8 protein-coding genes, 1 tRNA gene and 1 pseudogene are annotated in these 13,993 nt (G+C 53.1%); 6 read left to right on the plus strand and 4 right to left on the minus strand.

Annotated elements, in window-relative coordinates; all coding sequences use genetic code 11:
* Positions 1 to 2 precede the first annotated feature (2 nt).
* Together trmH and recG are read left to right on the plus strand one after the other, a co-directional pair.
* The gene (gene trmH / locus ACH0VJ_RS13420; RefSeq protein ID WP_001068436.1) at positions 3 to 692 is read left to right on the plus strand and encodes a tRNA (guanosine(18)-2'-O)-methyltransferase TrmH; all 690 of its coding nucleotides are present in this window, start codon (positions 3 to 5) and stop codon (positions 690 to 692) included.
* A 5-nt stretch (positions 693 to 697) separates the two neighbouring features.
* Positions 698 to 2,779, plus strand: coding sequence for an ATP-dependent DNA helicase RecG (gene recG, locus ACH0VJ_RS13425; protein WP_000016742.1), 2,082 nt, complete (start codon positions 698 to 700; stop codon positions 2,777 to 2,779).
* A 35-nt stretch (positions 2,780 to 2,814) separates the two neighbouring features.
* Here the strand turns inward: recG and gltS are convergent, their stop codons facing one another.
* Complete coding sequence (gene gltS / locus ACH0VJ_RS13430) at positions 2,815 to 4,020, minus strand: sodium/glutamate symporter (RefSeq protein WP_395193035.1); 1,206 nt, start codon at positions 4,018 to 4,020, stop codon at positions 2,815 to 2,817.
* Between the two features lie 227 nt (positions 4,021 to 4,247).
* Here gltS and xanP point away from each other — a divergent pair, with 227 nt between their 5' ends.
* Positions 4,248 to 5,639: a xanthine/proton symporter XanP gene (gene xanP, locus ACH0VJ_RS13435; protein ID WP_079833521.1), complete on the plus strand. Its 1,392-nt coding sequence runs from the start codon at positions 4,248 to 4,250 to the stop codon at positions 5,637 to 5,639.
* A gap of 120 nt (positions 5,640 to 5,759) precedes the next feature.
* A complete protein-coding gene (locus ACH0VJ_RS13440) occupies positions 5,760 to 7,469 on the plus strand; it encodes an AsmA family protein (RefSeq protein ID WP_000766665.1) in 1,710 nt (569 codons plus the stop codon).
* A gap of 102 nt (positions 7,470 to 7,571) precedes the next feature.
* On the opposite strand, the gene yicI is transcribed toward ACH0VJ_RS13440, so the two are convergent.
* Both yicI and ACH0VJ_RS13450 read right to left on the minus strand, forming a co-directional pair.
* The gene (gene yicI / locus ACH0VJ_RS13445; protein WP_000703003.1) at positions 7,572 to 9,890 is read right to left on the minus strand and encodes an alpha-xylosidase; all 2,319 of its coding nucleotides are present in this window, start codon (positions 9,888 to 9,890) and stop codon (positions 7,572 to 7,574) included.
* A gap of 11 nt (positions 9,891 to 9,901) precedes the next feature.
* Positions 9,902 to 11,284: a glycoside-pentoside-hexuronide family transporter gene (locus ACH0VJ_RS13450; protein WP_000834256.1), complete on the minus strand. Its 1,383-nt coding sequence runs from the start codon at positions 11,282 to 11,284 to the stop codon at positions 9,902 to 9,904.
* Between the two features lie 287 nt (positions 11,285 to 11,571).
* Between ACH0VJ_RS13450 and ACH0VJ_RS13455 the strand changes: the two genes are divergently transcribed.
* Positions 11,572 to 11,666: transfer RNA gene (locus ACH0VJ_RS13455), tRNA-Sec, on the plus strand.
* A gap of 35 nt (positions 11,667 to 11,701) precedes the next feature.
* On the opposite strand, the pseudogene ACH0VJ_RS13460 reads toward ACH0VJ_RS13455, so the two are convergent.
* A pseudogene (locus ACH0VJ_RS13460) lies at positions 11,702 to 12,041 on the minus strand (transposase); the annotation flags it as partial.
* 1,277 nt (positions 12,042 to 13,318) lie between these two features.
* On the opposite strand from ACH0VJ_RS13460, the gene ACH0VJ_RS13465 reads away from it, so the two are divergent.
* Positions 13,319 to 13,936, plus strand: a complete 618-nt coding sequence (locus tag ACH0VJ_RS13465; RefSeq protein ID WP_000984806.1) for a helix-turn-helix transcriptional regulator — start codon at positions 13,319 to 13,321, stop codon at positions 13,934 to 13,936.
* The last annotated feature ends 57 nt before the right edge of the window (positions 13,937 to 13,993 follow it).

A 13,993-nucleotide genomic window follows, 5' to 3' on the forward strand; every position in this document is an offset into this window, starting at 1 on the left:
CTATGAATCCAAAACGTTATGCGCGTATATGCGAAATGCTCGCCAGGCGTCAGCCTGATCTCACGGTCTGCATGGAGCAAGTCCACAAACCTCATAACGTTTCTGCAATCATTCGTACCGCAGATGCCGTTGGCGTCCATGAAGTCCATGCTATCTGGCCAGGTAGCCGGATGCGCACCATGGCTTCCGCGGCGGCGGGCAGCAACAGTTGGGTACAGGTGAAAACTCACCGTACCATTGGCGATGCGGTAGCCCATTTGAAAGGACGGGGAATGCAGATTCTGGCAACCCATCTTTCTGATAAAGCCGTAGACTTTCGCGAGATTGATTACACGCGCCCGACCTGTATTCTGATGGGTCAGGAGAAAACCGGTATTACTCAGGAAGCATTAGACCTGGCGGATCGGGATATCATCATTCCTATGATCGGCATGGTACAGTCGCTGAATGTTTCCGTCGCCTCCGCGCTCATTCTTTATGAAGCCCAGCGCCAGCGGCAGAACGCGGGCATGTATCTGCGTGAAAATAGCATGTTGCCGGAAGATGAACAGCAGCGCCTGCTGTTTGAGGGTGGTTATCCGGTGCTGGCGAAAGTCGCTAAACGTAAAGGTCTGCCTTATCCTCGCGTCAATCAGCAGGGCGAAATCGACGCCGATGCTGACTGGTGGGCGACGATGCAGGCGGCAGGGTAATCACCATGTCAGGCCGCTTGTTAGACGCTGTTCCGCTCAATTCCCTGACAGGCGTCGGCGCAGCGCAAAGCAGTAAACTGGCGAAAATTGGCCTGCATACCGTGCAGGACCTCCTGCTTCACCTCCCTCTGCGTTACGAAGACCGTACACATCTCTACCCCATTGGCGAACTGCTACCTGGCATCTACGCCACCGTTGAAGGCGAAGTGCTGAACTGTAACATCACTTTCGGTGGTCGTCGGATGATGACCTGCCAGATTAGCGACGGTTCCGGCATTCTTACCATGCGCTTTTTCAATTTTAACGCAGCGATGAAAAACAGCCTGGCGACGGGACGACGTGTGCTGGCCTACGGGGAAGCGAAGCGCGGCAAGTATGGCGCAGAGATGATCCATCCGGAATATCGCCTGCAGGGCGATCTCAGCACGCCGGAACTTCAGGAAACGCTCACCCCCGTCTATCCGACCACCGAGGGCGTGAAGCAAGCGACACTGCGCAAGCTTACCGATCAGGCGCTGGAGTTGCTCGACACCTGCGCCATTGCCGAACTACTGCCGCCGGAACTGGCGCATGGTATGATGAGCCTGCCGGAGGCGCTACGTACCTTGCATCGCCCGCCGCCGACGCTCCAGCTCGCCGATTTAGAAACCGGCAAACACCCGGCGCAGCGGCGGCTTATTCTTGAAGAGCTACTGGCGCATAATCTCAGTATGCTGGCGCTTCGCGCAGGCGCGCAGCGTTATCACGCTCAGCCGCTAAGTACCAACAACATATTGAAAGACAAGCTGCTGGCGTCGTTGCCGTTTAAACCCACCAGCGCGCAGGCGCGGGTGGTAGCAGAGATCGAACGTGATATGGCGCTGGATGTGCCGATGATGCGTCTGGTTCAGGGCGACGTGGGTTCCGGTAAAACGTTGGTTGCGGCGCTTGCCGCCTTGCGCGCTATTGCCCACGGTAAGCAGGTGGCGCTGATGGCGCCGACCGAACTGCTGGCTGAACAGCACGCAAATAATTTCCGCAACTGGTTCGAACCGTTGGGCGTTGAAGTGGGTTGGCTGGCCGGTAAGCAAAAAGGTAAAGCGCGTCAGGCGCAGCAAGAGGCTATTGCCAGCGGTCAGGTGCAGATGATTGTCGGCACCCACGCTATCTTTCAGGAACAGGTGCAGTTTAACGGGCTGGCGCTGGTCATTATCGATGAGCAGCACCGCTTTGGCGTCCACCAGCGGCTGGCATTGTGGGAAAAAGGCCAGCAGCAGGGCTTTCATCCGCATCAGTTGATTATGACCGCAACGCCCATTCCTCGCACCCTGGCGATGACTGCCTACGCCGATCTCGATACCTCGGTGATTGACGAGCTACCGCCGGGCCGTACCCCTGTCACTACCGTTGCGATTCCGGATACCCGTCGCCATGAAATCATTGATCGTGTGCGCAACGCCTGCACAACCGAAGGCCGTCAGGCCTACTGGGTCTGTACGCTGATTGAAGAGTCAGACCTGCTGGAAGCGCAGGCGGCGGAAGCCACCTGGGAGGAGCTCAAGCTGGCGTTACCGGAGTTGAATATCGGCCTGGTACACGGCCGCATGAAGCCCGCCGAAAAACAGGCGGTGATGCAGGCCTTTAAGCAGGGCGAACTGCAACTGCTGGTCGCCACTACGGTGATTGAGGTGGGGGTCGATGTTCCTAACGCTAGCCTGATGATTATTGAAAACCCGGAGCGACTGGGCCTGGCGCAGTTACACCAGCTCAGAGGACGCGTTGGCCGTGGCGCGGTCGCGTCGCACTGCGTGCTGCTCTATAAATCGCCGTTGTCGAAAACGGCGCAGAAGCGTTTACAGGTATTGCGCGACAGCAACGACGGCTTTGTGATTGCACAAAAAGATTTAGAGATTCGCGGCCCGGGGGAATTACTGGGCACGCGCCAGACGGGTAACGCCGAATTTAAAGTAGCTGATTTGCTGCGCGATCAAGCCATGATCCCCGAAGTTCAGCGTATTGCCCGTCATATTCACGAACGTTATCCGCAGCAGGCACAAGCGCTGATTGAGCGCTGGATGCCGGAAACCGAACGTTATTCCAACGCCTAGTGAGCACGGCGGCTTTAATGCCGCCGTACAAACCCTTATTGCGCGAAAATCGGTAACATCAGGTACAGCTTGATCACCAACGCATTGACGATATCGATAAAGAACGCGCCGACCATCGGCACCACCAGGAACGCCATATGCGAGGGGCCAAAACGGTCGGTAATCGCCTGCATATTAGCAATGGCGGTCGGCGTTGCGCCCAGGCCAAAACCGCAGTGACCCGCCGCCAGCACCGCCGCATCGTAGTTTTTCCCCATCATGCGCCAGGTGACGAAGATCGCGTACAGCGCCATGAAGATGGTCTGTACCACCAGAATCGCCAGCATCGGCAGCGCCAGCGACGCCAGTTCCCACAGCTTCAGGCTCATCAGCGCCATTGCCAGGAACAGTGACAGACTCACGTTCCCCAGCACCGAAACAGCACGCTCAAATACGCGATAAAAACCCACCAGCGCCAGGCCATTGCTGAGGATCACCCCAACAAATAGCACACAAACGAAGACCGGCAGTTCAAGCACCGTTCCCGCCAGTAGCTGCGCTACGATTTTGCCCACGGTCAGACAGATAGCAATCAGGGCGATGGTTTCGATTAGCACCAGAGAGGTGATCATACGGCCCACATCCGACTTTTCAAAGGCTGTCGGCACGGCCTGATCGTCAGGCATTCCATCCGGCGTGGTGGAGTGTTTCACCAGATAACGCGCTACCGGGCCGCCAATCAACCCGCCCAGCACCAGGCCAAAGGTTGCACATGCCATCGCAACTTCGGTGGCATTGGCAAAACCATAACGTTCGACAAACAGTTTACTCCACGCCGCGCCGGTACCGTGTCCGCCGGACAGCGTAATTGACCCGGCAATCAGCCCCATTAACGGGTCCAGCCCCAACAGACTCGCCATGCCGATACCGATGGCATTCTGCATCAGCAGTAATCCGACCACGACGACCAGGAAGACGCCAACAACGCGTCCCCCCTTGCGCAGGCTGGCAAGGTTAGCGTTAAGGCCGATCGTCGCGAAAAACGCCAGCATCAACGGATCGCGCAGGGTCATATCAAAGTTGACTTCCCAACCGACGCTTTTTTTCAGCACAAGCAGAGCAACCGCGACCAGTAACCCCCCTGCCACCGGCTCCGGAATCGTATATTTCTTCAGTAAGGAGACAGACTGGACCAGCTTGCGACCCAGTAGCAGCACCAGCGTGGCGGCGACAAGGGTCGATAAGGTATCGAGTTCAAACATTTAAAGCTCCTGTAGTGCGCTGTGACACGTGCGCACAAATCATTTCCTGAGTCAGTTTTTTAGCTCTTTGCGAGTCTTCGGCATGGATTTTAAGCAGAAAAAGGCAAAAAGTTATATAAAAAGGTGCATTTATCTTTTTTAAATATTAAGAATATTCGCTCGCAATCGTTTGCTTTTACCATCTGGTCAGATAAAATCACCGCTTTTCCACCACGAGAATGTCCCTGATGTCCGTTAACGCCATCGAGCCGGCAGATGCGCAACCGGTTGCGCAGACGCAAAACAGCGAATTAATTTACCGTCTTGAAGATCGCCCGCCGCTCCCTCAAACCCTTTTTGCCGCTTGTCAGCATCTGCTGGCCATGTTTGTCGCGGTAATCACGCCAGCGCTGTTAATCTGCCAGGCGTTGGGTTTACCGGCGCAGGATACGCAGCACATTATCAGCATGTCGCTGTTCGCCTCCGGCGTAGCCTCTATTATTCAAATCAAAGCGTGGGGGCCGGTAGGATCGGGGCTGTTATCCGTCCAGGGAACCAGTTTTAACTTTGTCGCCCCGCTGATTATGGGCGGTACCGCGCTGAAAACCGGCGGCGCGGACGTCCCGACGATGATGGCGGCGCTGTTCGGCACGCTGATGCTGGCAAGCTGCACCGAGATGGTGCTTTCTCGCATTCTACATCTGGCGCGCCGGATTATCACGCCGTTAGTCTCCGGCGTAGTGGTGATGATTATTGGCCTGTCGCTGATTCAGGTGGGGCTAACCTCCATCGGCGGCGGCTATGCCGCCATGAGCGACAACACCTTTGGCGCACCGAAAAACCTGCTGCTGGCCGGCGTCGTCCTGGCCATTATTATCCTGCTGAATCGGCAGCGTAATCCCTACCTGCGCGTGGCTTCTTTGGTTATTGCCATGGCGGCAGGCTATCTTTTGGCCTGGTTTATGGGCATGTTGCCTGAGAATAACGCGCCGGTCTCACAGGACATCCTGATGGTGCCGACCCCGCTGTATTATGGTCTGGGCATTGACTGGAACCTGTTACTGCCGTTGATGCTGGTCTTTATGATTACGTCGCTGGAGACCATCGGCGACATCACCGCCACCTCTGATGTCTCCGAGCAGCCGGTATCCGGCCCCTTGTACATGAAACGGCTAAAGGGCGGCGTACTGGCTAACGGCCTGAACTCATTTGTTTCAGCGGTATTTAATACGTTCCCTAATTCCTGTTTCGGTCAGAACAACGGCGTCATTCAGTTGACCGGCGTCGCCAGTCGCTATGTGGGATTTGTCGTCGCGCTGATGCTGATTGTGCTCGGCCTGTTCCCGGCGGTAAGCGGTTTTGTGCAGCATATCCCGGAACCGGTGCTCGGCGGCGCCACGTTAGTGATGTTCGGCACCATTGCCGCCTCCGGGGTGCGTATTGTCTCGCGTGAGCCGCTGAACCGCCGCGCGATTCTGATCATCGCCCTGTCGCTGGCCGTGGGTCTTGGCGTTTCGCAACAGCCGCAGATCCTGCAGTTCGCGCCGGAATGGGTGAAAAATCTGCTCTCATCCGGAATTGCCGCTGGCGGCATCACGGCTATCGTGCTGAACCTGATTCTCCCGCCGGAAAAACCGTAAAAACCCTGCGGCGGCGACACGATTCGCCGCTGCTGTAACGCTCTTTCACCATTCCTGTCTTGAGGATTGCACGCAAATCGTGCATAAATCCCCTATGTACATTTCACGGGATGGAAGACCATGAAATTGATTGGGAGGTTGCTTCTCTACGTGCTGATCGCCTGTTTAGTGGTGATTTTCGGCTTTTATTTTCTGCTGCAAACGCGCTGGGGCGCAGATCATGTCAGCAACTGGGTATCAGAGAACAGCGGCTATCACCTCACATTCGACGTGATGGATCATCGTTTTTCCGCCCCATCCCATCTTTTACTGGAGAATGTGACCTTTGGTCGTGATGGTCAGCCTGCTACCCTGGTCGCGAAAACCGTAGATATCGGTCTGAGCATTCGCCAGTTAACCGCGCCGCTGCATGTCGACACGATTCTGTTACAGGACGGCACGCTGAATATTTCAGTGCAAACCGCCCCTTTCCCGTTTGAGGCCGACCGCCTGCAACTTCGCAATATGGCGCTCAATAGTCCCGGCAGCGAATGGCGGTTGAGCGCCCAGCGCGTTAACGGCGGCGTTATGCCCTGGCGCCCCGAAGCCGGTCGGGTATTGGGCAATAAAGCCCAGATCCAACTGAGCGCCGGTTCGCTGACGTTAAACGACGTTCCCGCCACTAATGTGCTTATTGAAGGCAGTATCGACCATAATCAGGTGATGTTAAACACCGTCGGCGCCGATATGGCGCGCGGAGCGTTAACCGGCGTCGCCCGACGTAACGCTGATGGTAGTTGGGTCGTTGAAAATCTGCGGCTGAATGATATTCGGTTACAAAGCGATAAATCCCTGAGCGAGTTTTTCGCGCCGCTGACTACGGTTCCATCTTTGCAGATTGGTCGTCTTGAAGTGACGGACTCCAGCCTGCAAGGACCAGACTGGGCAGTCACCGATCTTGACCTGAGTTTGCGCAATCTGACTCTGCGCAAAGAAGACTGGCAAAGTCAGGAAGGTAAATTATCGATGAACGCCAGCGAGTTTATTTACGGCTCACTGCACTTGCTCGATCCAATCCTGAACGCCGAATTTTCACCACAGGGCGTTGCGCTACGCCAGTTCACCACCCGCTGGGAAGGCGGTATGGTCAGAACTTCCGGCGCCTGGTTACGCGAAGGCAAAGCGCTTATTCTGGACGATACCGCTATCGCCGGGCTGGAGTATACGCTGCCGGAAAACTGGAAGCAGTTATGGATGAAGCCGTTGCCCGACTGGTTGAACAGCCTGACGCTGAAAAAATTCAGCGCCAGCCGCAATCTGGTGATTGATATCGACCCGGCCTTCCCGTGGCAAATCACCGCCCTGGACGGCTACGGCGCAAACCTGGAGCTGGTACAACATCATCAATGGGGCGTCTGGAGCGGCAATGCGACCCTCAACGCCGCAGCGGCAACCTTTAACCGTGTGGACGTGCGCCGCCCGTCGCTGTCGTTGACGGCTAATGCCAGCACGGTCAACATCAGCGATCTGAGCGCGTTTACTGGAAAAGGGATACTGGAAGCCACTGCCAGCGTATCGCAACTGCCGCAGCGTCAGACGCAAATCAGCCTGAACGGACGCGGCGTACCAATGGATGTGCTACAACAGTGGGGCTGGCCGGCATTACCGATTGCTGGCGATGGCAATATTCAGCTCACAGCCAGCGGCAATATTCAGGCCGATGCGCCGTTGAAACCGACGGTAAACGGGCAATTACACGCGGTCAACGCACAAAAGCAGCAGATAACACAGACGATGCAAGCGGGCGTGGTGTCCGGCGGGGAAGTTACGTCAACGGAGCCAGCGCTGTAATTGAGGGCTTGCCCGGTGGCGATGGCGCTTACCGGGCTTACGGTTCTTGCTCATTTGTAGGCCGGATAAGCGCAGCTCACGGCGCCATCCGGCGATTCAGATTTAAAGCGTAATTACCACTTCATTTCCCTGCGGGGTGACCACTACGCCCAGTTCACTTCCCGCATATGAACCGCATTTGGTACCGCTAATCTGCGTAATATTACGCAGACACAGCGTCCAGTTGCGCGCCTCGCCTTCGCCGCTCACCGTAATGGTATTGCCTGTGCGTTTCGCCTGCAGCGTAAAGATTGTCGAACCATCCGTAGCAGGGACTTCGCAGACCGCTTCGCAGCCGTCATCCAGATGGAATAACTGGAAGGCCGTACCCTCATGCCAGGCGTAATCGGGCTTCTGGCTATTGTTGCCCAGCGCCAGTAGTGTATTGTCACGCACATACACTGGCAGGCTCAGGAAGTCATGCTGCTGTTTATGCCAGCGACTGCCCTGCACTTCATCGTTGCGCCACAGGTGCGTCCAGCGGCCTTCTGGCAGGTAGAACTCCACGTCGCCCGCTTCACTAAATACCGGCGCTACCATGACCGCATCTCCCAGCATGTACTGGCGATCAAGATAATCACACGCCGGATCGTCCGGGAACTCCAGCATCATCGCCCGCATCATTGGCGTACCGGCTTCGTTGGCGCGCGCCGCTTCCCGATACAGATACGGCATCATCCGGCACTTCTGTTCGGTGAAGAAGCGCACCACGTCACAGGACTCGTCGTCATAGGCCCACGGAACCCGGTAGGATTTGCTACCGTGCAGGCGGCTGTGGCTGGAGAGCAAGCCGAATGCGCACCAACGCTTGTAGACATGCGCCGGCGCGGTATTCTCGAATCCGCCAATATCATGACTCCAGAAGCCAAACCCTGACAGGCCGATGGACAGCCCGCCGCGCAGGCTTTCCGCCATCGATTCGTAGTTGGCGTAGCAGTCGCCGCCCCAGTGCACCGGGAACTGTTGCGCGCCCACCGAGGCGGAACGGGCGAACAGCACCGCCTCTTCAACGCCCACGGTCTCTTTCAGCACGTTCCACACCAGTTCGTTGTAGATGTAGGCATAATGGTTGTGCATTTTCTGTGGATCTGAACCATCAAACCACTGCACATCCGTTGGAATGCGTTCGCCGAAGTCAGTTTTGAAGCAGTCCACTCCCATCTCCACCAGGCCCTTCAGCTTGTCGGCATACCATTCGCAGGCTTGCGGGTTGGTGAAGTCGTAAATCGCCAGTCCCGGCTGCCATTTATCCCACTGCCACAAGGAGCCGTCCGGGCGTTTAAGTAAATACCCTTTCTCTTTCAGCTCCTGGAAAACCGGGGATTTCTGGCCGATGTAGGGGTTAATCCACACGCAGACTTTCAGCCCTTTCGCTTTCAGGCGGCGAATCATCCCTTTCGGATCGGGGAAAGTCACCGGGTCCCATTCAAAATCGCACCACTGGAAGGCCTTCATCCAGAAACAGTCGAAGTGGAAGACGTGCAGCGGCAGATTGCGCTCGGCCATACCGTCGATAAAACTGTTAACGGTCGCTTCGTCGTAGTTGGTGGTGAATGAGGTGGTCAGCCACAGGCCAAACGACCAGGCGGGCGGCAGCGCCGGACGACCCGTAAATTGGGTATAGCGGTTCAGCACGTCTTTCGGGGTCGGGCCGTCGATGACGAAGTATTCCAGATACTCGCTCTCGACGCTGAACTGAACTTTGGAGACTTTCTCGGAGCCAATTTCAAACGACACGCACTGCGGATGATTCACCAGCACACCGTAGCCACGGTTGGTGATATAGAACGGGATATTCTTGTACGATTGCTCGGTGCTGGTGCCGCCGTCGCGGTTCCAGGTCTCCACCGTCTGACCGTTACGCACCAGCGCGGTAAAACGCTCGCCAAGCCCGTAGACGGTTTCGCCCACGCCGAGATCCAGACGCTCGAACATGTAGTTGCGCCCGCTATTGGTGTCCTGCACATAGCCGTTATTCTTCAACTGGCTACCGGTGATACGTACACCGTTGCGCAGAAAATCCAGAGACCAGAGCTCGCCTTTGGTGACGCGCACGCTCAGGCTGCCGCTCTTGAGTTCGGCAAATTCGGCGTTGTTCTGCATCTCCACGTTGATATCTTGCAAGACATTGAGCGGATAATGTGGGCCGTTATCCAAAGCGCCCTGGAAGTGTTCCATCCGTACACCTATCACTCCTTCCTGCGGCGAGAAAAAGCGCAGGGTAAACAACGGGGTATCCAGTTGCCAGGTTCGTTCGCGGACATCGCGCGGCGCGGCATAGACCACCATCTCATTCCCGTGCTGTTCAACGTCGAACACCTGAACCGGGTGAATCAAATTAAGGCCAGGCTGGATCAGCCAGTTTCCGTCGCTAATTTTCATAGTCTGTTCCTTTAGTTCTGCAATTCTTTATGGGTAAATTCTTGTTCGTTGCGGTGTGCGCCCTGCGCCAGTTGTTCCAGAATGGTTTTCAGGAACGGGCTTTTCAGGGTGTAGTAGCGTTTAGCGATCGCGGCGCTCAGCAGATAACAGATGGCCGGAACGATAGTGAACAGAGCGATGATGATGCTGATCGTGGCGCTGTTTTGCGTTTTCGCCGCCGCGTCGTAACCGCCGCCTGCCAGCATCCAGCCAATCAGCGCCCCGCCGAGGGCAAGACCCAGTTTCAGCACGAACAACGTGCCGGCAAAACTGATCCCCGTCAGGCGTTTGCCGTTACACCATTCGCCATAGTCGACGGTGTCAGACATCATCACCCACTGGATAGGCGTGACTAACTGGTGCAACACGCCAATCACGAAGATAAAGACGAACATAGCGATCGTGGCGTGCATCGGTACGAAGAACATCGCCACGCTGATTACTGCGAGTAAAGCGTTGGTCCAACAGAAAACGCTCACTTTGCATTTCCAGTCGGTCAACGGTTTTGCCAGCGCCGAGCCAATCAGGTTGCCGACGCAATAGGTGGTGAGGAAGGCGACAAACACGCCCGGCTTGCCCAATATCCAGGTGACGTAATACATCATCGCCCCGCCGCGCACGCATACCGCCAGAATATTCAGGATGGTGAGCAGGCCGACTATGCGCCACTGGTCGTTGTGCCAGATATCACGCAGGTCTTCACGCATGGAGGTATGGGTGGCAGGCGCTTCAACGCGCTCTTTGGTGGTAAAAAAGCAGAACGCCAGCATCAGGAACGCCACCACCGAGAGCGCCGCGATACCCCCCTGGAAGCCCAGCGCCTTATTCTCGCCGCCAATCAGTTTCACCAGAGGCATCATCAGTACGGTAGAGAGCATTCCGCCCGCCGTTGCCAGCACAAAGCGCCAGGATTGCAGGGAGATACGCTGCGTTGGGTCATTGGTTATTACACCCCCCAACGCGCAGTAAGGGATGTTGACCACAGTGTACAGAAGGGTGAGCAACGTGTAGGTGATGGCGGCATAAATCATTTTGCCGTTCAGACTGAGATCCGGCGTGCTATAAGCCAGCACACAAACGATACCAAACGGCAACGCGCCAAACAGCACCCAGGGTCGGAATTTGCCCCAGCGAGAGCGGGTACGGTCGGCCAGCAGGCCCATGCAAGGGTCGGAGATGGCATCAAGCGCACGCGCCAGTAAAAACATGGTGCCGACAAAACCAGCGGGAATGCCGAAAATATCGGTATAGAAGAACATCATATATAACATGACGTTATCAAAGATGATGTGGCTCGCGGCATCGCCCATACCATAGCCAATCTTCTCCTTAACGGAGAGAATTTCACTTTTCATTACGCATCCTTAACGCTCACAACGCTCACTGATACCGGTTACAGTTTTTGTAAACCTTCCCTGCGAGCGTGAATATTCCGTTATTTGGTTATCAAATTACGATTCTTGTTTTCTGTGATCAGGGTAGCGCCAAAAAGTGTGATGAAATGTAACTAATGGATTTTATGGGGGTTTATATGAAACCGATCATGGCAGAAGGAAAGGGAAGTTAAAAAAGCACGGGAGGGGATGTGGAAACGCCAGGAAGTAGCTATAATGCGCGCGCCTCCATGTAGCAATCGAGGCGCGGAAGATCGTCGTCTCCGGTGAGGCGGCTGGACTTCAAATCCAGTTGGGGCCGCCAGCGGTCCCGGGCAGGTTCGACTCCTGTGATCTTCCGCCAATTTGCCTCTACTGACCTCAATAAAATGAATCGCCACGCGCCCGTGGACTTCGGTATCCGACCTGAGCCTTTATCTCCACACGTTGCATCAACCACCAGACTTTGTTTACACCGCATTGTTCCCTATATCCAGCAGATCGAGACAGATCTTGCGATAACCATAAACACAGCCCGATTCCAGCCAGAACTGCCTGTATGCCCCGTCAGATTCAGGTCAACATGATGCCGTCGTGAATGTGGCGGCTTTATCCAGGCGTAAAGACTATGGATAGTAATATCAAGACGTGTTGCGACGCTGGAAACAGAATGGCCGCGCTCAATAACCTGTTTTACCACTTTAATTTTAAACGCTTCGGGATAACGTTTACCGCTCATGGGCTCCTCTCTTTAAGTCATTTTAAATGACTCAGTGGCGTCTGTTAAACCTGTGGTGATTCACTCCTTCGTTTTATCCAGACGAAATTATCCTGATAATGTGCTGTAGCGGCTGAATGACTTAATGTCACATTAACCTAAACACTGAATAGTTTCTCAGTTACCTGATTTTTCATTGTTATCTATTAGATACTGCAAGCATTTTACCTTTATACCCTTTCTCTCCCATACGTCCTGTTTATTCGTAATCCCTCCCATTATTATATTTCAGCAGCAAAATACCCGTATACATTCTTATACCAGGTACTCATATTACTGGCAGTTAGTTTAACTTTTTTGTACGTATCCCACATAATCGTGCTACTCACATTTAGAGATCACGTAATCGATCTGCTGACGAAGGAATCTCTATGCGTAAAGTCCGTCTTACTGAGCATCAGAACATCGCCGTAATTAAGTTGGTCGAAGCCGGATGAATGGTTAAAGATATCTGCCCTGAGGCGGATATTTGTGAAGTGACTGACTATATCTATGGACATTGGGTTTCACCACATCCTGTTTCTCACTAATGTGCTCCGGGAAAGAGTTTTCATCAGATGAGCGATTGAAAAGAGAAGCCAGAAGCTGAAGTTGCTTCGACCAATAAGTCTGTCACTTGCTCAGACTGTCACGATCAGAATTAAGTCAGACCAACTTATTGGCAAGGTATAACTCCCGGCATTAAGTTACAAAATTTTCTCATGGCATTAGCATTACACCTCCTTAAAGTTTACATGCGTCTCTATAAAAGAGTCTTAAATTTGTATATAAGAAGTTGATGAGAGCACAAATTTCACCATTAAGTCATTGAATAACAATGCAATAAAAGAAAAAATCTTAAATTAGGTTTTAATAATAAGAATTCATTACAGGTTGACAGGAATTACTTTTATATTTCATCACATCACCCCGATAGTGACGAAGGCAGCAGACAGATGGTATTGAGAACCGTTATTTATCACCCTCATGATTTAGCAAATAGTGCTGTTTTAAGATTTTTTATGATATTGGAGATACTGTATAAAAATCTCAATGAGTGAAATACGAATCCGAAATGATGTATTACGACTGTCGGATCTGTCATGGTTCCTTAAAGCTGTATTTTAGGTCTTTCCAGGAGTTTATGACACTGACAATATTTCGCGACTTTTGACAGTCGTAGTACTTTATATTATCTGGATTGACACATTTATTTACCAATGAAATATTAATAGAAACATCGACAGGAGTCGTTCAGGATGATGAGAAAGCCTTCACAAATTGTCCATTGCATTAGTTGCGATTTATCCTGTCAATTATTTCCTGACAGCGCAGTACGGGTGCAATACTGTCATAATGCGGCATTTTCCATCTGGCCAGATGGTAATGCTTTCCTGAAAAAAGGGTTTATTGAAAAGTTATTGCTTGATAGACACAATCATTTATCCAGCGGTTTTATCTTTGTTGATTTTTCTTTCCCGAATCTTCGACGATTTACCGATTTGCAATGGGCTGACAGTCTGGCAGACAGTGGCATGCATATTGTCCTGATTTCTGACAGAAGTTTAACTCCGCTGGCCAATTACTGGATTTTGAAAAGCAATAAAATACAAGGGATTATTTATTCCGATGACGATGATATTGTGCAACAGCAAAAGATGCACCGCTTGTTTACCGGTCGGCTCGCCAACAGTAAACGTGGACGAACGCTTAACTATACGGAATTTATATTACTGAAGCGCTTTGTATCAGGAATAAGTATTCAGCAGATTGTAAATATTGACAATATTGATATTAAGAAACTTTATGTGCATAAGCTGCGGCTTGAAAATAAGCTAGGGCATAGCATTCATAAAATAATATCAAATATTTTATAGATCCGTTTCCATTTTTATTATTTCCATATTATTGCGATGTGGAAGACGCTTTACGCC

This window comes from Salmonella sp. 2020_1459 (genome assembly GCF_043847915.1).
Classification (GTDB): Bacteria; Pseudomonadota; Gammaproteobacteria; order Enterobacterales; family Enterobacteriaceae; genus Salmonella; species Salmonella enterica.

Excerpts from the sequence above, each read along its gene's own strand:
- xanP (WP_079833521.1), top strand. The coding sequence starts at position 4,248 with ATGTCCGTTAACGCCATCGAGCCGGCAGATGCGCAACCGGTTGCGCAG.
- ACH0VJ_RS13440 (WP_000766665.1), top strand. The coding sequence starts at position 5,760 with ATGAAATTGATTGGGAGGTTGCTTCTCTACGTGCTGATCGCCTGTTTA.
- recG (WP_000016742.1), top strand. The coding sequence starts at position 698 with ATGTCAGGCCGCTTGTTAGACGCTGTTCCGCTCAATTCCCTGACAGGC.
- yicI (WP_000703003.1), bottom strand. The coding sequence starts at position 9,890 with ATGAAAATTAGCGACGGAAACTGGCTGATCCAGCCTGGCCTTAATTTG.
- trmH (WP_001068436.1), top strand. The coding sequence starts at position 3 with ATGAATCCAAAACGTTATGCGCGTATATGCGAAATGCTCGCCAGGCGT.
- gltS (WP_395193035.1), bottom strand. The coding sequence starts at position 4,020 with ATGTTTGAACTCGATACCTTATCGACCCTTGTCGCCGCCACGCTGGTG.
- ACH0VJ_RS13450 (WP_000834256.1), bottom strand. The coding sequence starts at position 11,284 with ATGAAAAGTGAAATTCTCTCCGTTAAGGAGAAGATTGGCTATGGTATG.
- ACH0VJ_RS13465 (WP_000984806.1), top strand. The coding sequence starts at position 13,319 with ATGATGAGAAAGCCTTCACAAATTGTCCATTGCATTAGTTGCGATTTA.